Source organism: Maridesulfovibrio ferrireducens, from assembly GCF_016342405.1.
GTDB lineage: Bacteria > Desulfobacterota > Desulfovibrionia > Desulfovibrionales > Desulfovibrionaceae > Maridesulfovibrio > Maridesulfovibrio ferrireducens_A.
The window spans coordinates 213631-236141 of sequence record NZ_JAEINN010000002.1 but is presented as its reverse complement, the minus strand read 5'-3'; the positions used below and the strand labels follow the sequence as shown (position 1 = coordinate 236141).

The following is a 22511-nucleotide window of genomic DNA, read 5'->3' as shown; positions in this document are numbered from 1 at the left end:
AGGACTGGGGAGTCATGGCAGAACAAAAGACAGCATCACAGGAGAGAATCGCTCCTTCAACGATTTATAACGTAACTGGGTCTCCAGACGACTATACTTTTGAACTCCGAGGAGCGGACCTCGTTCTTATTGATGGCAACAATCAAGAACAGGTTTTTCTATTTGTCGGTAACATAATGAGCCTTGAAGGCAATGTCCGCATGGAATTTGCCAGTGGACAAGCCCTCGAATCTCATGAACTTTTCACTCGCGCAGAAATCCCCGACATGGAAAGGTTCGACGAAGAAGAAACTATCTGGGATGCCAACCAGCGGGACGAAGACAGCGGAGATGAAAAAGAAGGCAATGTTTCAGAAGAAATAGGATCAAAAGACCCCGAGACCCCCCCCGCACAGGCAGAGGTTCCTCAAGATCTGAATCAGGCACTTATGCAGGATCAGGAAGAACTCGAGCAAAAAAACGGTGAAGGGGCAAACGATAATCTAGAACAACCATTCAATCCGAATACCTCCACAAGATCCGGACATTTTCAAACTCAAAATGAGAAAATTGATCGTGTTGAACCGGTAAAAAGTACTTCCGCCCCTGAAAATGCCGACCCTAATGAAAACGAAGGTGGTAATCCGGTAACTGTCATTCCCAAAACAATTGCCACCCCGATGTTGCATCTTACGGAAGATACCAACAGCGGACTCAAGACTGACAATGTCACCAATGAAGTAGAGCCGGATTTTGAAGGTACAGCCGAACCTAATTCTATTGTCCAAATTTATGTTGACGGAACACTTGTAGAAAGTACTACCGCATCCAGCGGAGACGGCAAATTTCTTTTCACCAGCATACCCTCTCTTGATGAGGGAGATCACACTGTATACGCGGTTTCCACCATCGGTGGAATGTCCGCCCGTTCAGCCTCATTTAAACTGGTAATCGACCTTACCCCTCCGCCGGTCCCGACATTGGACCTCGCTCCTGAATCAGACACAGGAACATTATCAAATCCCGACTATGCAACCGACAACTATACAAAAGACACTACTCCGACCTTACAGGGGACAGGCGGAGACCCGAACAGCACTCTAACTCTTTCTTATTTATTAGTTGGCAGTGGTGATTATATTGAAATCGAAACAACTACCCCCATCGAGATAGGAGAAGACGGAACATGGAAATACACACTTACAGAAGAACTCCCGGAAGGAGAATACTCCTTTAAATTAACCGCAACTGATCTTGCAGGAAACACCAGTTCCGATGGCGAAGCGGCCTATCTTCATCACGTAACCATTGATACCACGCGACCGGCTGCACCTGTATTAAATTTAACTGAAGACAGCGGTGAAGATGCTTTAGACTGGCTTACAAAAGACACCACTCCAGAATTTTCAGGAACCACTGATAAAAATTCAGAAATAAGACTTTCTATTGACGGAAAACTTGTTGGAACCACGACCTCAGACGAGTTCGGAAATTGGAATTTATCCACTGCCGATTTAAATCTTGACCTCATTCATCCTTCAGGAGAACTTTCTGACGGAACTTATCAAGTAACTGCCACTGCTGTGGATTTAGCAGGAAATACCTGTGAGCACCCTACTGAACATACGCTTGTCATAGATACAGATGTCAGCCCTGATCCGACAATAACTTTGGCGGCAGGCTCCGACAGCGGCGCAATCGACGGCATAACCAATATTCTCAATCCTATCCTTACCGGAACCGGAGAAGAACGATCAACAGGACAACTGACGGTCAAAGGTCCGGACGGCGTTGTCACACTGCATGCCGTTAATATTCCTGAAGGCAGCGAAACATGGACACAACAACTTCCCACCCTGCATGGCGGCGACGGGACATACACCGCCAAGCTGGTTCTTACTGATTATGCGGGAAATGAAGAGACTGTTGAATATTCTTTTACAATCGATACATCAAACCCGACAGTGCCGACTTTGGACCTGCCTGCCGCGTTTGACTCAGGAATAACCACAGACAACATAACATCTTTCAAGAAGCCCCTTATAACAGGTACCGCTGATCCGGACACTGAAGTTACGGTATATGTTACGCACGTAACAACCGGTGTAATCACGGAATACTCCGCGACAATGAAAGGCGGTGGAAACTGGGAATGGACAAGTCCGGTAGACCTGACGGACGGCGAATACGAAATACGCGCAGCGGCTACAAATGACGTCGGAACAAGTTCAGTGCAGTCGGCTGCACTTGATCTGACAATTGATTCACAGACTGATTTACCGACAATCAATCTGAACTCACTTTCCGACACAGAAACTCTTGGAGACTTTCTTACAAGCGAAAGGACTCCCCTCTTCAGCGGCTCAGCAGAAAAAGACAGTACGGTTATTGTTTCCGTTGTTAATAACTTAGGAGTTGTTGTCGCGACAGCATCAGCAACAGCAGATGACCTCGGACAATGGAACACTTCTTCTCTCTCTTCAAATTTAACAGACGGAACCTACACTATTAAGGCCGTTGCTACAGACGTGGCTGACAATGAATCCGATGAAGCCTTTTTAGAAAGAACTCTGGTTATTGACGGAACAGCACCGATTGCGCCGACTGTTGATCTTGCTGCCACCTCTGATTCAGGTTTTCCAGAAAATCCTGAATATGCAACCGATGATTATACAAATGATTCCACTCCAAAATTAACAGGTAAAGCCGAAAAAAACTCTACGGTCACTCTTGATTTTGAACGTGAGGAAATAGTTGTTCATACCGCAGATGTGACTACCGATGCACACGGAAACTGGATCTATAACAACTACGGAACCGACACACTCGGAGACGGAACTTACACGGTTTCCGTTGTTGCAACAGACGCAGCCGGAAACAAATCACCGGCGGCGGTGCTCAGTCCTCTGGTCATAGATACTCTGGCCCCCACTATTCCAAATGTTGAACTGCTTACAAATTCCGGCAACCTCGGCGACCCCATAGACTGGACCACTAACAGCGACACCGTCACCTTGGGCGGAACCGTAGATCCTACAGATAAAATTTCCATACAAATTAACGGTGGACCAATTTACACAGCCATTCCGGATAGTGTGTCTGGAGAATGGACCTCCGACCTCGAAAATTACAGCGAGGGTGAATACGAAATAAAAGTAACCCGAACTGATCAGGCCGGAAATTCATCCGGAACAAAGGTCGAAACGTTAACAATCGACCGCAGTATCAGCACTCTCGATATTGAGATGGATGCAGCAGATGATCATGGAGACCAATCAGACGCATTGCTGATTACCAATATGAATCATCCTCATTTTAAAGGTCACGTCGATGCGGACTGTAAGATTGTAGTCGTCATTAAAAATGAAAGTGGTGCAACAGTTGAGACATACGATCTCGGGCAAAACTCCGGGACATGGTATCTTAACAACCCTGAAAATCTTGACGACGGCAAGTATACCGCAACTGTCAAAGCAACTGACATCGCATCTAATACAAAAGAATCGTCAATCAGTTTTGAAATAGATACCGTAAAGCCTGAAGTTTCCTCTATTGTGCTTGATCCGGCAGATGATTCAGGCGCCAAACTTGATTACATAACAAATGTAATCAAACCTGATTTCAGTGGCGAATGTGAAAAAAACGCCAGAGTAGAAATAATTCTCACCAATTCAAGCGGAACAGAAGTCAGCAATGATTCTTTCAGAACAGGAGCTGACGGTAAATGGGACTGGCATCCTGAAAATGATCTCGTTTCAGCAGAATATACTTTAACGGTTAAAGTCACTGATGCGGCAGGAAACGTTTCTGAAGATGCAACTTATGATTTTACAATTGATACAATTCCTCCCGATGCTCCGGCAGATGTAACTCTTGTTACAGACAGCGAACTTTTAGGGGATAACATTACAAACATTGATCCTATTACCATCACTGGTACTGCGGAAGCGAACTCCACAGTTAGAATTTTTGATGGGAGTATCAAGGTAGGGGAAGCTGTAGCCGATAACCTTGGTAACTGGACTACCGATCTTCCAAAAATAGGAATAGACAGAGACAAAACCTACACCATCAACACAACTGATGTTGCAGGAAATGAATCCCTCACGAGAACAGATTTCAACGTTACCATAGACACAAATACTCACCTCGACAGTGTAAATATACAATATCACAGTGATTCGGGAAGAGATCAAACTGACGGGGTTACCAATGTTGCCAGCCCATATCTTGATGTACGTGCAGAAAAAAACAGCACTGTCACTGTAAAAGTATTTGACCCCAAAGACAATCTGGTAAAAACATTTCAGATCGATAATGCTACATCTTCTGATCCCAATTTATATACTACGGAATTGGAAGGAATCCCAGAAAACAACTACACTGTAATAGTCGAAGTTAAAGATATCGCCGGTAACATGGCTTCCAATGAAGCAACACCGTATCAACTTGTTATTGACAAAACACCTCCTGAGATTACGGCATTCGATCTGGATGATGATTCCAATTCAGGGTCGAATGATGACTTGATCACAACGGACACCAACCCTACCTACACAGGCATAGTTGAAGAAGGTTCTCATGTATTTCTTAATATATATAAAGAAGACGGAACCAAGGTTAATGACGCAGTACTAGTAGACACAAGTGTCGGTGCTGACGGTAAATGGGAAATCGCTCAGAATGATTTAAATCTGGAAGACGGTAAGTATTCCGTAAAAGTTTTTGCCGAAGATCTGGCGGGTAACAAGTCTGTTGTCAAAACAATAGAAATAACCATTGATAACGAGATTGCGACACCGACAATTCAACTGAACAGTGACGACAACACCAATTTTAAAGACGACAACTGCACTTCTATAAAAACACCTACTTTGGAAGGAACAGCAGAAGCGAACACAGAGTTGACCCTTACCATTGGGGGGCTTCCATCTATATCTCTTACTGCGGACGAACATGGAGCATGGCACTACGACATTCCATCTGACTTGAATAACGGAAACTATTTGGATGACGGAACCTATGCAGTCTCTATCACTTCAGAAGATAAAGCAGGAAATACCGCAAGCAGAACTCTTACTCCGAGCTTGATTATCGACACAGTGAATCCGCCCGCCCCCGGTGTGGCTTTCACAGATTCCGGTCTTGACAGCGACAATATTACCAACGTTGCAGACCTGACTGGAACATTTGATCGGGATGAAGTTAATCAAGTGCTGGTTACGCTTGATAAAGACATAAACAACCAATATGAAGCTGTTCTTAATCCCAACGGAACATGGAAACTGAACCTCAGTGATCACCCTGTGCTTAATTCAAACATGACTCAGGGTGAGCACACTTATACAGTCATATCCAAAGACCTCGCCGGAAATGAATCCACTCCGACTGATATAACGTTCACCTATGACTCAATAGATCCTATTTTCAGCGTAAATCTTGAAGACGGGCTGTCTTCCGGTGAATATGACAATATTACCAATGAACCCACTGCAACATTAACCGGAAGCGGTGATAAAGGGTTATATTTCAAGATCATTGCAAACGGTGAACAGCATAATTTTTTTGAACCAGATGGAGCGTGGAATTTTACTTTCGCCCCCAACACAGTTTCTCTGAACGAAGGAGAAAACTTCGTCACAGTCGAAGCTGAAGACGGAGCTGGAAATGTCACCACTAAAACCATTAATATTTATCTTGATACTGGTGCTCCAGAAAAACCGTTCATGGAACTTGCTGACGGATATGACAGCAATATCGACGGTGATAATATCACCAACAAAGATTCTCTCGTCCTTAAAGGAACCACTGAACCGGACAGCACCGTTAATTTGATTCTGAACGGCATAACCTATTCCGTTACTGCTGACGCAGCCGGAAACTGGGTATCACAGGAAATACCCAACTCCGCACTAAGTTCAAATGGAACTTATACTTTTAAAGCCACTGCAACTGACGCCGCAGGTAATGTTTCTGAAATAAACGAACTGCCCGTTGTAATTGACCGGACCACAATTCAACCGACAGTAGTTTTGGACAGCAGCTCCAATTCCGGTGACACATCGGACAATATAACCAATATTAGTAATGTTCTGCTAACCGGAACAGCAGAAGCTAAAAGTGTTATCGAAATTTATGTAACCAAGCCTGACAATACGACAGTAAAACTCAATACAGGTAACACTGTAAAAGCAGACGACAGCGGAAACTGGGAATATCAGACTTCCGGCCTTGGAACTACGAATGGAACTTACAAAGTCGTTGTAAAATCAACCGACATAGCCGGTAACCCTTCTGCAAATTCCAGTATGCTTGAGATAGAACTCGACAAAGAAATAAATGCTCCGACAATGATTCTCGACCCTGCTGATGATACCATCGGCAGTAACGGTGTTGCGGGTGATATGTACACCAGCGGTGGCGGAGATTCTAAACTTCTGCTCACTGGAACAACCGATTCCGACACAAAAACTCTTGAAATTTTTAGGGGCAATGAATCTCTAGGTTTTGCAACAATAGCCCACAATGGAACGGACTGGACTTTTGAAGTCGATGCCACCGGATTTGTGGATGACACCTACACATTCACAGCCACTGCTACGGACAAAGCTGACAACTCCGCTTCCAAGTCTCTGGAAATTACTCTGGACACAACAGATCCGACAAAAAGTACCATTGATCTTGATGGTTCATCGGACCTCGGCAGATCGTCCACTGATAACATCACAAATGCAAAGATCTTAAAGCTGAAAGGGAATATTACTGAGACTGAAGACGCAGTCAGCGTCTATATATATGAAGACGGAGTCTATCTCGGGGAAGCTATCATTGACGGAAAAACATGGAGCTACACCTATCCAGCAGACGCCATTAAAGCTGGAGTAGGTACTCACAAGTTTACGGCCGTAGTCGAAGATTACGCTGGAAACAGATCAATTGTTTCCGACACTCTTACTGTTGAAGTAGATTACGACACAAAGAATCCGACCATTGATTTAAACTCTGCCTCTGATTCCACAGGTCCGGCAAGTACCGGCGGAACCAAGACAGACAACCTCACTAATGAAAATTTCCTAACCTTTGACGGAACAGATGCGGAAGCTTTTTCAACAGTATCAATTGTTTATAAAGGAAATATCATAGGCTATACCATTGCCGATAAAAACGGCAACTGGACCAAAGCTATTGACGCTACGGATTATGATAACGGAGTGCATAATTTCTATGCCCGCTCCGAAGACATTGCGGGTAACGTCTCGGATGACATTCTTCAAAGTGTAACAATCGACCGCACCCCTCCCACTCAAGCGGAGGCCGGACTTTCCGATGAGACTGACAGCGGAAGATTCAACAACGACGACATTTCAAAAGCAGAGGATGTAGTCCTCACAGGCCGACTCGGCGAAGCCGCTGTTGAAGTCCGGGTATTTCAAGACGGAATTCTTAAAAGTACTGCGGACATAAAAACAGATGTTAACGGTTCATATTGGGAATACGATTATGATTCCATTGCAGAAGGTAAATACAATTTCAAAATTGAAGTTGAGGATGCTGCCGGAAACGTCACAACCTCTGAAATCTTTGATGTAACAATTGACCGTACCAATGCGGGAACTACTATTGCTCTGGATACCAGCACAAATACATCCGGTAATATAGGAACTAATCACGACCTTCTCACTTCATCTAACAAACTGCTGATCACAGGTGTGACCGAAGGTTCCTCCGAAGTATATATAACTCTCAACGGCACACAGGTCGGAAGCACTGTAATTGCAAACTCACTTACGGGTGAATGGTCTATTGAAATAGATGCAACGGATTACGATGATGCAACTTACCAATTCACAGCTCATACCACCGACTTAGCCGGCATGGTGCAGACCAACCCATTCAGTATTGAGATAGACCGCACCCCTCCGGCTGCCACTCAGGTTGACCTAGACAGTGCAAGCGATCTCGGAATTTTAGACACTGATAATATAACCAGCGCAACCACCGTCACCTTAAAAGGGACTTTGTCCCCGGATGATGCAGGCCCGGACGCGGTAGCTGTTTATATATTTGAAGAAGGCAACATAAATTCCATCGGACAGGCAACCGTAGTAGGAACGTCATGGACCTTCACTTATGATCCAGCCGAAGGAGAACACAATTATTACGCCAGAGCAGTGGATAATGCCGGAAACTTCATAGACTCGGCAACTCCGCTAAAAGTAACTATCGACCATATTCTACCCTCATCAAGTATTGACCTTAATGACGAATCCGACTCCTTTGATACTGAGGCCGGCGGGGAAAATACTGATAATTATACAAACGAAAAAACTCTGAATCTTACAATCAACAGCAGTTCGGACACCGCAACTGTTGAAATTTTCAAAGTTATCGGAACAACATACACATCCATCGGTTTTGCTTCGAAAGTTGGTGGAGACTGGATTTTTGAAGTTCAAAACACCTACATTGATAACGACGGGAAATACAAGTTTGTAGCTCAAGCTACTGATATAGCTGGAAACGTCGAGGATATATCAACCGACGCAGGCATCAGCATAACAATCGACAGAACTCCACCGACTAAGCCGACGCTTGATCTGCATGAAGATTCCGATACATCGGAAATTCATAATTTAATCGGGAATGATCATGACAACTACACCAAATCCGAGACCCTTCTTCTGAAAGGAACAGCCGGATTAGGCGATCCTATCGATCTATATCTGACCGTTGCAGACGGCACAGAAACACTGCTTAGTACCATTTACGCCGACAGCACTACCGGTTTGTGGGAATATTCGTACGACTCCACAAATAACGGACTGGCTGGAAAAGAATCTCTCAATTTCAGAGCTGTTGCCAGTGACAAAGCGAACAACACAGCTGAAACAAATCTTGTTGTTAATGTTGACCGCACTTTGCCCGCAGTACCCACCATTGAGCTTGATAATATGGACGGGTCAACTGACGCAACTTATGATGCCATCGTCAAACATACTGAGGCCACCCTCAAAGGAGTTGTCACCGAAGGCGGAGATGACCTGATTGTAACCATCTACAAAATCGACGGTACAACCAGAACAGAACTTGCCAACAGTGCAACTGATTCCGACGCTGACGGAACAAATGATATTACCATCACTGACAACGGTAACGGAACTTTTACCTGGTCTTATGATTACGGGAGCATTGATGAAGGGTCATACAAATTTATTGCCGTTGCCGAAGACGTTGCAGGTAACCACTCAGAATCTGATGAATATTCAGTTCTGATTGACCGCGATGTAACACCCCCGACCATTGACCTTATAGATGAATCGGACAGTTTCGGTATCGGAACCCTCGGCTCCAACACTGACAATATCACAAATAAAACTACTATCACCCTTAAAGGAACTACGGACACTGACAGTACTGTTGAAATATTCAATACCAACGATCTGATAAATCCGATTGCAACACTTACTCCTGATGCAGACGGTAACTGGACTCTTGAAGATCTTGATGTCTCCGGTCTTAACGGAGAAGTCTCATTTGTTGCTAAAGCCACTGACCACGCCGGAAACACTGCTGATTCAGTTCAGAATCTGGATTTGACTTTTGACAGATTAAACAGCGGCGTCACCATTGATCTGGCAACCGTATCAGACTCCGAAGGACATACTGGAACCTCCGTAGATAATCTGACCAATAAGAATACCATTGTCCTTGAAGGCACTGCCGATCTCGGAACGTATATAACTGTTTCTATCGGTGATACCGTTATCGGAAGTGTGGCAACCGACGCCACCGGACACTGGACACTGCCTAATGTTTCTACCGGAACTTACGGAGATGCAGGTCTTGAAACTATCACTTATACGGTCGAATCTGTAGATATTGCAGACAACCTTGCAACATCAAGCATAGATATAAAATTTGACAAAATTCCACCGAGCACTCCTGATATCCAGCTAACCATGGCGACCGATACAGGAGACGACCACACTGACGGACTGACCAATGCCAACCCGGTCGTGCTCACTGGATCAATCACAGAAACCGACGGTTCTGTTGGTGTTGAAATCTACCGTGTAAACGGTGCCGGGACATTAGTTTATGTCGCAGATGCGGATTCTGTTACCGATGGGACATGGAGTTTCGAATATAATCTTTCAGAAGGTGAAATTGAATATACATTTGTCGCCCGGGCAGTAGACAATGCCGGAAACTATTCCGACTCAACACAATTTGTCGTGAATTATGACAACTCTCTTCAGATTCCTGAATTAGACCTTCAAGCCGGAAGTGATACTTACGGCGTAACAGACCACCACGTTGATGTGGGGTCGAACTCTGACAAAATCACACAGGCTCGTGCGGATGGAACTCTTGTTTTCGATATTAAGTCAGGACAGGAAAACACTGTCGAACTTTACAAAGCCGACGCATCCGGAAACCCCATAGGCGCGGCGCTTACTGTAGAGTCCGGTAATCTTGTATATATTTCCGCCACCGGCACATGGCAGTTAACCTATGACGCTTCATCCCTGGCTAACGCCAAACATGATTTTGTCACCAAGGTTACCGACACTGCGGGCAACAGCCGCGTCTCGGACGTTCTTGAGGTTACCCTTGACCGCACCATAGATCAGACAACCATCGACATGCTCGATACGTCTGATTCCTACGGTAACGAAGGAACAGCTCAGGACAACCAGACCAAATTTTTCAACACAACTTTCAACGGAAATGCCGAAGCCGATTCCACTGTTGAAATATTCAGGAACGGAACTTACATAGCAACCGTTACCGCAGATGTTCACGGCAAATGGGAACACACCGCAACCTTTGACGCCAGTGATGCTGACGGCAAATACAATTTTACTGCTGTCGCTGTTGATGCCGCAGGTAACAGGTCCGCGACCGAAAATCTTGTTGTGACTCGCGACACAACAATTGTTGACGCTCCGTCTATTACCTTGGCAGATGCAAGCAATACCGGAAGCCAAAGTGACACCATAACCAAACTTAAACAGATTACCCTCACAGGTAAATTTGCTTCATATAATCCGACAACTGACCCTGTTGCGGTATTTTTGTACGTTGATGGGACCAAAGCCGCCGGAGAAGCTACTATATCCCTCGTGGGAACAGAATACGTGTGGGAATATCCCGATATTGATGTCACACACGGTGATCACAGCTTCTATGTTATCATTGAAGATAATGCCGGAAACACTAATCAGTCCTCATCACTCACAGTCTCGGTCGACACTGAACTTACAGACCCGACTATTGAACTTTTTGAGGATCATAATACGTATGGTGAATACTACGGCGACAACACAGACAAATATACATCGCTCACGAAATTTAAACTTTTAGGTAATGCCGAAAAAGGCAGCTCCGTAACAATCTCTGTAACAGGCAGTGACAGTGATAGTGTTACGCATATACTGGGCACAGTCACTGCAACAGACGGAACATGGGAATATGCCGTCGACAGTGATTGGGTGAAAGATTCAGACACCTACACTTTTGAAGCAAAAGTTGTCGATATTGCAGGCAATGACAAGACTGTTGACCTTGAACTGGTTGTTGATAAAGATTTTCCCGAACTCGGTGACCCTGCAATCTCACTCGATAGCGACACAGGTATAGCGGATAATATAACCAACTCAGACTATCTTGTACTCAAAGGCTGGTTAAACGATCCAAATGACGATGTAGTTGTTTACCTTAAAAACGGTGACGACATTGTCGGACAGGCTGACATAAACGCTACTACGGGTGAATGGACTTACAATTACGCTGACACCAATGTGAAACTGGATAAGGGCCAATATAATTTCAGTGTTCTCGTGCAGGACAAAGCAGGTAACACAACTTATTCTGACCCATTAGCCGTAACAGTCGACCGGGATATCAATACTCCGGACATAAGCCTCGACAGCAGCACAGATACAACAGGCGGCCCTGCCGGAGTTGTCGGGGATGATTACACCGGATTCGTTGAAGGTAATGGAAACATCCTGAATCTGCGTGTTAGCGGAGACTCTGACAGTACCATCGAAGTTTTTCTCAAAGTATCCGGTGGTGATGATCTTTATGTCGGCACTTCGACTGTAGACTCAAACGGAGACTGGTCACTGGTTCCGTTTGATGCCTCAGCCTCAACCTATGTCGGACAGACTACAGACCTGACATTTGTTGCGGTTTCTACCGACGGAGCCGGAAACACAGATTTAAAAGAATATTCTTTTACTCTCGATGATGTAAATCCGGTTGCCGGAATCATTGACCTTGCTGATGCTTCCGACCTTGGAAAAGACGGACACGATGAAATTACCAATGCTAAAGAGATTCTCTTAACCGGAACTCTTGCAGAAGGTGCAGAAGGTGCCGAAGCTGTTAAAGTAACAATCTTTGATGGTACAACAAAACTCGGCCTTGCAGACGTAACCGGAAATGCAACCGATGGTTACAAGTGGAGCTTCACTGTCGGCAATGACGGTTCTGTGCTAAACTACATAACCGAAGGAGATCATTCATTTTCGGCCGTGGTTGAAGATAACGCAGGAAATCAAACGACTCTTGACGCACTTCCTGTTGAAATCGATCGGACACTCGCAGCACCCAACTTTCAGCTTGATTCAAACTCTATAGGAAACGTCGGAACCCCTGAGGACACCCTTACCAATATTGAAAACCTACAGTTCTCCGGTTCAACTGACACAGACAGCACTGTTGAAATATTCTACGGCACACGCTCACTAGGTAACGCTACCATAACAAACGCAGTCACCGGAGATTACACCTTCGCGATTAATATCGACGGAGATGCAGATTTCGCTGACGACGGAGAATACACTCTGTCCGCCGTTGCCACTGATATTGCAGGAAATATAAATTCTACAGATCTCACCATAACCCTAGATAGAGAGATTTCGGCTTCGACCATTGACCTTGAAGCGACATCAGACAGTTATTTCGAAAACCCGGACGGTGCAAATACCGGAACAGACTTTGATAACACTACAAAAAATACAAGCTTGGAACTAACCGGGAAAATAGACACAGACAGCACAGTTTCTTTATATATCGGAACAGTACTTATCGCCGAAGTAGACCCTTCGGTCGGATCTGTTGCCGGAATAAATGTTGATGCCTCCGGCAACTGGTCCACCACAATAGATGTCAGTTCTTACGTGGCTGACGGAGAGACCAAGGGGCTTACCATTGAAGCTAGAGTGGAAGACAACGCTAACAACCACAAGACTTCAACACATGACATAACTGTTGACCGCACCACTCCTGATGCAACCACAGTCAATATTGCCACCGGAAGCGACACAGGTTCATCTGCCGAGGATAACAACACACAAGGCTCTCCGCTGGTTCTTACCGGAGCTGTGGCAGAAGACAGTGACGCTGTGTCTGTCTATCTTTATGATGACAACGTCTTTGTAGGTGAAGCCACCATAGACAACGGAACAAACACATGGACCTACAGCTATACTCCAACACAAGATAAACACAAACTCACTGCATATGTAGTTGATAATGCAGGTAACAAGTCCGATGAATCGACAGAGCTGGTTGTAACAGTCGACAGAACATTTGAGACTTTAAGTCTAAATCTTATGGATATTTCAGATTCTTCGGGTAACGAGCCTGATGGATCAAATACAGACAACCGGACCAACGCAAAGATTCTTTCTTTTGACGGTGAAGCTGATGCCGGAAGCACCGTAACGCTGACTGTTCAAGGGACTGCAATTGAGTACACATATACTGTCGGCAGTGACAAACAATGGAACATTGACATACCCGAAGATGTTTCCACTGCGCTAAATGACGGAAGCTATAAAATTATAGCCGTTGCAGAAGACCTTGCGGGTAATTTTTTGACAAAAGAATTGGACATTACCATAGACCGCACCGCACCTGTTGCACACGCCCCCTCACTTACTGATGCAACAGACCTTGGACGTGACACTGATGATAATATTACCAGTGCTACAAATATCGTACTTGAAGGCACACTTGACGAAGGGGCGAATGATGTTTCCGTACATGTTTACCTTGTAAACGGAGAGAACACCGCCGAGCAACTCAAAGCAATACCAGCTCTCGGTGAAGCTACCATCAACGCAGACAAGACATGGACCTTCAGCGGAGACAACCTTAATAATCTCGACGGAACATATAAATATCAGATTCTGGTGGAAGATAACGCCGGCAACATTACCGCATCCCCAGTGCAGGAAGTTGTGGTTGATAACAGCCCCCCTGCCGTCGATATTGACCTTCATACCGACTCAGACTCGAAAGGTCAGCATATCGGGTCTGATACAGACTCTATTACCAATGCTGAAACTCTCAATCTCACGGGAACGGTTGAAAAAGGAAGCATTGTAAAAATTTACAACAGCGCAGACACTTTTAATGACAGCACACATGTAGCCACAGCAGTTGTCACAACGGTCGACGGTGTAACAACATGGACAGCACAAGTCGATACGACAGATAATACATATGAAGTAATGGATCTCACCGCTGTTGCAGAAGATTTGGCTGGCAACACGGCTCCGGCAACCATTTCTGTAACTTCTGACCGTGTAGACCCTGAAAAACCTACTTTGGAGCTGGATGACACCTCCAACTCTGCCGACAAGAGTGATTCGCTAACCAATTCCAAGCTTATCAGACTGAATATCGGCAATGTCGTAGAAGTTTCTGACAAAGTTTCCGTCACCCTATTTGAAGTAAGCGGAGCAGAACCTACCGAAATAGGTGAAGCCGAGTATAACGCCGGGTCTGGATGGCGCTATACTTTTAATGACAATGATGCACTCGCCGACAACAACCTTAGCGAAGGAAACCATGTCTTTAAAGTCCGCATTCAGGATGAAGCCGGAAATGAAACATGGTCCGATGTTCTTGATATCACGGTCGACAGGACTATCGCAGATACCACCATCAATCTTGATTCCGACACCATGGGCGGACAAGGCACAAGCGACGATAATCTGACCAACGCCACCACACTGAATTTCAGCGGTGACACAGATTTAACTGGTGACAGTAAATTTAAAGTCTACCTTGTGAACAGCGATAACTCGCTGACAGAAGTGGAAGGACACATTAGCTATCCAACAAGTGGTTCTGACTGGTCTCTTGAAATGAATGCCTCAGCTTTTGACAACGGGTTCTATACTTTCAGAGGTATAACAACTGACAATGCCGGCAACGAAAGCCATGCTGATGTTGTTATTGAAATAGACAGAAAAATCACCAACCCGACTTTTATTTTAAATACGGAATCGGACCTCGGACGTGAGAACGACGACAATATCACAAACGCAGCGGATCTAGTTTTCTCTGGAACTTCGGATTTAGGAGACACTGTAACTGTCTATAAAGTTTATGAAAATGGAGCCAAAGCAGAAGTAGGAAGTTTTGTTGCTGAAAACGCAAACTGGACTTACACAATCGGCAGTTCAGCCCATGCTGACAATGCCGACAAAACACAGATTGATGCTAACGGCTCCTACACTTTCCATATCGAAACTGAAGATGATGCCGGAAACCCTAATTCATCAGCATCTGTTCCCGTTGAAATAGACAGGAAAATAGACAAACCCGGTGATATTGATCTCGAGACTACTTCCGATTCAAATTATAAAGATGGTAGTTTCGCTTTCGGTAGCGATAGCGACAATTTAACAAACAAAGATAATATAACTTTGACTGGAACAGTTGAAGCCGGCTCCGAAGTTTATCTCTATATCGAAGGAGTGGATACACCTGTAGGTTCAGTAACCCTTACTGATGATGCGACAAGCTGGAGTATCACTGTTCCTAAGAGTTCCATACCCGATAATACCGAGTATAAATTTTATGTAAAAGCCATCGATATTGCAGGGAATGAATCTGAAACGTCAGAAAATATCACAGTCACTGTCGATCGCGTTGACCCAGTTGACCCGATAATATCCATGACAACCGCTCATGCTGATATCAATAACGGCATAAACGACGGTGTATACACAAATTCCACAAGACCTTCGTTCAACTTAACCAACCTTGAAGAAGGAACCAAGCTTAATATCAAAGTAGACGGCGTAACCGTAGATTCTCCAATTGTCGACGCAAGCGGCACATATACATACGACAACACCACATTTACCCCCAACGAAGAACACAACATATCCGTAACAGCGGTAGATGAGGCTGGTAATTCTTCGCAGACAGTGACTTATACTTTCAATGTTGATACCTACGCAAAAGAGATATTAGGAGTATCACTCTCCGATATATCCAATTCCGGAGCATTAAATGATGCCATCACCAATGTCACCCGCCCGCAAATTGAAGGTAAGGCGGAAGCCGGATCAACCATTGAAGTAACTATCAACGGTAAAACCGGGACAACAACCGCAAACGGAGCTGGTGAATGGACATACGCTGTTCCTGACAGTCAGGCAAAACTTGATGAAGGTAACTATACAGCCACCATCAAATCAACCGACTACGCCGGTAACTCTGCGACCACTACTTATGATTTCGAAATTGATAAAAGCGTAGATTCCACCGACTTTAATATGCTTGCCGGAGATGGAAACGACTCAGGTTTTGAAAACAATGACCATAACACGCAGAATGCGACACCAACTTTTACTTGGATCGCAAAAGAAGATTTAACTGCAACGATCTCAGTATATAACAAAGATGACAATACTCTGATTAAAACCTTCACGGTAAATTCCCCAACCGGAAACAATATATGGAGTATCCCCGGTGAAGAATCCCTTGATGACGGCAATTACAGGGTAGAAGCTGTTTTCAAAGATGTGTCCGACAACATTTCCGCCACAGAAATCGTCAGTGACCTTGTCGTGGATAACATCGGCCCTGCTGTTGAAGTTAACCTGCACAACGACTCCGACGCAGGTACCAAAGGAGACTGGACCACTAACGGTAATGTTGCAAACTTGACTTTAACCGGGTCTACCGAAGGCGGATCCCGTCTCTATATTTACGTCAAAAAAGGTCAAGTTAATACCGAAGGGGACGGTTACCTAACAGTCGACGCTAGCGGAAACTGGTCTTACACCCTGCCTGCAGATTCTGTTCACGACGGCGACAATTCCATCGAAGTTGTAACAGAGGATGTTGCCGGCAACAAAACTTCTATTGAAAAAACACTTACGATCGACCGTTCAGTTTCTCCAACAGGTGAAGTTTTACTTAGTTCCGATCCTATCTCCAATACCGGCGACACTACAGATAATATTACCAGCAACAAAAACCCGACTATCACAGGTAAAACCGAGCCGGGTTCAACTGTTACGTTATATTGGGAAGATGGGTCCGGAAACAAGATACTGGCAGGCTCACATACAGCTCTGGCTGACGACGAAGGTAACTGGTCTATAAAAGTTGATAAAGTGAATCTGACTGAAGGAGAGAACACTTTCATAGCCGACATCAAGGATGAAGCTGAAAACACGGCTTCTATAACAGGTGTAGTTGTAATAGATACAACCGCACCGAATAAAGATCTTTTACTGACGGAAGTAACAAGCTCTTCCGACACAGGTGAAAATACTTCTGACGGTTACACAAGTGATGACACTCCCGACCTCAAAGGTAGCGGAGCAGAAGCCAATACTGAAGTACAGGTCTACGTTGACTATAAACTATACGGAACAACTACAGCTAACGCAGCCGGAGAATGGGAACTCCCCTTCCCCGCCGATAAGGCAGCCCTTTCTGAAGGGAATCACCTCGTTACTGTCAAAGACTATGACGTGGCTGGCAATCTTTCCGAACACTCGAATCCGATCACTGTAACAATAGACAAAGCTGGAGATGTTCCGGTTATCGCTCTTGTTTCCGCCCACGATACCGGTATATCCAACACCGATATGAAAACAAGTGTCCTTGACCCGACATTTCATATCACTCTGGAACCTAATTCAGACAAAGCAGTTCTCACCATCCTTAACAGCGATGGTGATACCCTTTACTCTCTCACGGAAAACACACCTCCGGCAAATGGCATATGGGAACCGGCACTTTCTGAGGCCAACATTTCCCTTGATACGGGGTCATACACAATCGTGATTGAAGCGAAGGACAAAGCAGGAAATCCTTCCACCCATTCAGAAACATTGACCATCGACGGAGCTCTGCCAGATTTTGATTTTAAAATTGCAACCGACACCGGACTGTTTGATAATGACAACATAGTAAATACAGAGATTGTAACGATACTCGGGACCAACGGAGAAACCGGTTCTATTATCACAATTCTTGATGGTGAGAATGTTGTTTATTCAGCCGGAGCAGTAGATGCTAACGGAGACTGGACATTTTCTTTCCCTGCCGAAACAGACGGAACGACAACAACACATACCTACACCCTGCGGGCAACTGACAGCGTAGGAAATACCGTAGATAAAGTTCTCAGTTATACGGTAGACCTTGTGAACCCCATGGAACCAGGCGTAGATATGTTGGAAGCGTTTGACTCCAAAGGAACATTCTTTGGAAGCGATACGGATAACATAACCAGTTCCAAAACTCCGCAGTTCAAGATCACAACAGAAGCCGATACTCAGGTTAAAATATTCCTGGACGGTTCAGCTACTCCTGCATTTACCCTTGAACCGGGAGCAAACACAGGCTCATACACTTATAAGCAAGTCGACAAACTGACGAACGATGATCACACTTATACTATAGTAAGTACTGATCGTGCCGGAAATTCCAGTACAACGACACTGCCTATAACTGTTGACTTTTCGTATACTCCGGAACTTTCTGTTCAGCTTCATACTGATTCAGATTCCGGAATTTCAAACTCAGACGGTCTGACAAATACACCTTCACCTAAATTCGGCGGAAACGCCGAAGCCGGAAGTGCTATCCAGGTCTTTGTCAGCGAACGATATGAAACCAAAACAATAGCGGAAGAAAGTACAGAACGCGGCAGTTTAAAATCAGAATTTATACTCCCAGACGATACAAATTCATGGGATTATACTCCAAGCATTACAACCGGTGACGGATCATATAAAATCACCGTTGTTTCGGAAGATAAAGCCGGGCATACGCGAACTGTCACAACTGTAGTATCTATAGACACGGTAGATCCAGAGCTTCCTACCATGCAATTCGGAACCGGTGGGGATATTGATCCCTTAACCCCGAATATGACCAAAGATGTTACTCCGATGCTTTCCGGAACAGCTGAACACGGAACAACGGTTACTGTGACACTAGCGTATGGTGGAGAGGATGAATTCAGAAAATACTCTTTCAAAGTAGATAGTACGGACAACAAATGGTCATATCAGATTCCGGATTCGGATCAACTTCCTAACGGACCTTATGACGCGATCATAACCAGTACAGACGATGCCGGTAACAGCAGTACAAGCACTACCAGCCTTCTGGTCAGTGCGGTCGACCCTGAGCCGCCCACCATCGGTTTGATCGAAGAAGATGATTCCAATGTTTTACTAGATGGAATAACAAATATTAATAAAGACGTAACCCTGACAGGTATTGCCGAATCATTCACAGATGTTGAAATATACGACAAAAACAATGCCCTCGTTACAACTGTCCGATCTGCCGGTAACGGTATATGGAAATGGGATCTTCCTGAAAACTCAGAAGGAGAAGTTGCCGACGGTGATTACTCCTACTACGTCAAAAGTACCTATTTTAACGGAACAACTTATACATCCGAACCGTTTGAACTGAAAATAGATTCAGGGACAGCAGCATCTACTCTGAGACTTGCTGAAAATGTTGACACAGGTCTTGATAATGAATGGCGCACCCCTAAAGAAATTGCAGAAGGAATAGATTTTAACACTGAAACCTACAAGGACTGGGAAACTAACTATGCCAGTCCTACTATTGAGGGTTCTGTTGAAATCGGCAGTACTGTTCAAGTTCAACGAAAAGTTGAAGACTCAGAATCTCCCGGCGGCTTCAAATTTATCAACATGGGAATAATTACCCCAGAAGCTATGGAAACTAACGGAGATTGGGCTTTCACTTTCCCACAGTTGGCTAATGACGAATATACCATCAGAATCATCAACACCGACGAAGCCGGCAACACTGTTGTAGGTGTTGAGCAATCTTTAAAAGTTGACTCTACTTTGAATATGCCTTTTGTGGATCTGCCGGACAGTGCCGACACAATGGTTGAATCTGTTCCACTTCCGGCTAAGATATCAGATTTACCGGATAACTTTTCCTCCCATAAAGACGGATTCACAAGCGTGAACAATCTTCCGTTGGAAGGAACAGCCGAAGCAGGCTCAAGAATAAAAATAACCACCTACTATAATGGTGGCGAACTTTATGGTGAATCCGATGTGTTCATCGTGGATGATAGCGGAAAATGGACCTACCCCACCGGAGTAATGCCGGACGGGTCTTACTCTTTCGTTGTTACGTCTGTAGATATGGCAGGTAATGAATTTCACACTCCATCACTTGATGTAACCATAGATACCCAGACAAGATCTACATCCATTGATATGCATGAGTCCTCGGATCACGGCCCGTTTGGAACGTCCCTAAGCAGCTATCTGCATGATAATATTACCAACACATCCAGACCTTCATTCACCTTATATGGAGACAACGGAGCAACTTACCTGTTGTTTTTAAATGATGTGCTCGTAAAAACAGACGTGTTCAACGGTACTTATGCGAGCTACACACCTGACGATGATCTTCCAGACGGGGAACACATCTATAAACTGGTAACAGCGGATCAGGCAGGACATGTAGAGCAATCCTCTCCCCTGACCATAACCATTGATACAAATAATCCATTCATTCAGGATACCCCTGTTGTTCTTTTGCAGGACGGCGGAGTTCAAGGCGACTTCATAACCAATGTAAACAATCCCACTCTGCAAATTAATGTGGAAAAGGGAACATGGGCTTCCATCAGCGGAGCAGGTTTCAGTGGACACTGGGCAAAAGACACAGATGAAGACGGTATTGTTCAATTCACAGTCGATCCTGCGGTGGTCGACGGCTCATATCCAGTAACAGTGCGATTCAGTGACACAGCGGGTAACTACAATAACGCAGACTCCAAGTCCTTCAATTTGGTTGTTGACACTGAAAATCCCGTCACCTCAATTGATTTACCAGCAGCTGATGACCTTGGATTTCATAATAATGACAATCTGACCTGTGATGAAAATCTCAGTTTAAACGGACGGATAGTCACCGATACGGGAAAATACAGCATCACCATCACTAAAGACGGTGCGGCTTTCAAAACTTTCACACAGGATAATCTGACACTTGATGCTGACGGTAATTGGGAAATTAACTTCGGTGAAGGAGATTTGAGTTCTCTTGACAACGCTCACTACGTGGCGACCTCTCACACAGAAGATCTCGCCGGTAACGTCAGTAACAGTTCAATAGGCTTTACTGTTTACGATAAAGTTCTGGCGGCTCCAACTTTGAATCTGGTGGATGCATGGGGAACCCTCCTGCTTGTCGGTAACACCGGATTTGCAGTAGCGGAAGACCATGAGTGTAAGGTAAGACTGACATTCCACGGCATAGACGGTAGTGATGCGAGTGAAGTCATAACAATCTTAGCCCAGCGCTCAGGTAGTATTGCTGTTTCCCTGCCTGAAATTTCCGAATATGACTATGTGACTGCCGAAGTTTTGGACCCGGCAGGTAACGTATCTGCCCAGACTGTTGTAGATCTTGATACAACTGACGGAATAACTCCGCCGGCACCTGCACCGACATCGAGTGCAATGGCGGCTCCTATGATGATGAACGCGGCCGCACCTGAACCGGACACAGAGCCTGACGCAGAACCAGATTCGGAACCGGACCGCAATCCTTCTCCTGAAGAAGAGGTACATGCCGCCGCTCCGGAAGAGTCTGAACCTTCCTCGGATTCCACTGACGAGCCAGAAGCGGACACTCCTGATGACGAAGCAGACAGCAGCGAAGAATCATCAATGTCTCTCTCTGAATCTTCCGATGCAGATGGTGATGACATTGCCGACACGGACACTCCCACGATAGAAGGAGTTGTTCATAATTCTGATGTAACTGAAATAAAGCTTACTATTGAAGGGGATACTGACGGAGACAACAATCCTGATATTGTCATTGAAGAAACAATTTCAGTAGATGGAGAGAATGGCAGTTGGTCTTACGACTTCCTTGATGAGCTTGGTGAAGGAACTTATGACCTCAACTTTGAAGCTTTAAATACAAGTGGTGAGGTTGTTGATTTAGCAGGCGATCAGACATATGACTTTTCTGTGCTTGCAAGCGAACTGTCAGAAGCCGTCCAAAACGAAAGTTTATTTGAAAGTTCCAGTGAACCTCCGGCTGAAAGTGATGGACCGGCAGAAGAAAACTCTCATTTTACAACTGACGGAGTTGACACCCCGCCTGTTGAACCTGAACATATTGACAGCTTAGCTTGATTATAAAACTTTACGTTAATAACAAAAAGGGAATGA

Annotated in this window: 1 protein-coding gene; it reads left to right on the top strand. The window is 44.9% G+C overall.

Annotated elements, in window-relative coordinates; genetic code table 11:
* Window positions 1-14: 14 nt before the first annotated feature.
* Window positions 15-22475 (top strand): Ig-like domain-containing protein, encoded by a 22461-nt coding sequence (locus JEY82_RS02930; RefSeq protein ID WP_304082388.1) that lies wholly within the window; start codon window positions 15-17, stop codon window positions 22473-22475.
* Window positions 22476-22511 lie beyond the last annotated feature (36 nt).

Excerpts from the sequence above, each read along its gene's own strand:
- JEY82_RS02930 (WP_304082388.1), top strand. The coding sequence starts at position 15 with ATGGCAGAACAAAAGACAGCATCACAGGAGAGAATCGCTCCTTCAACG.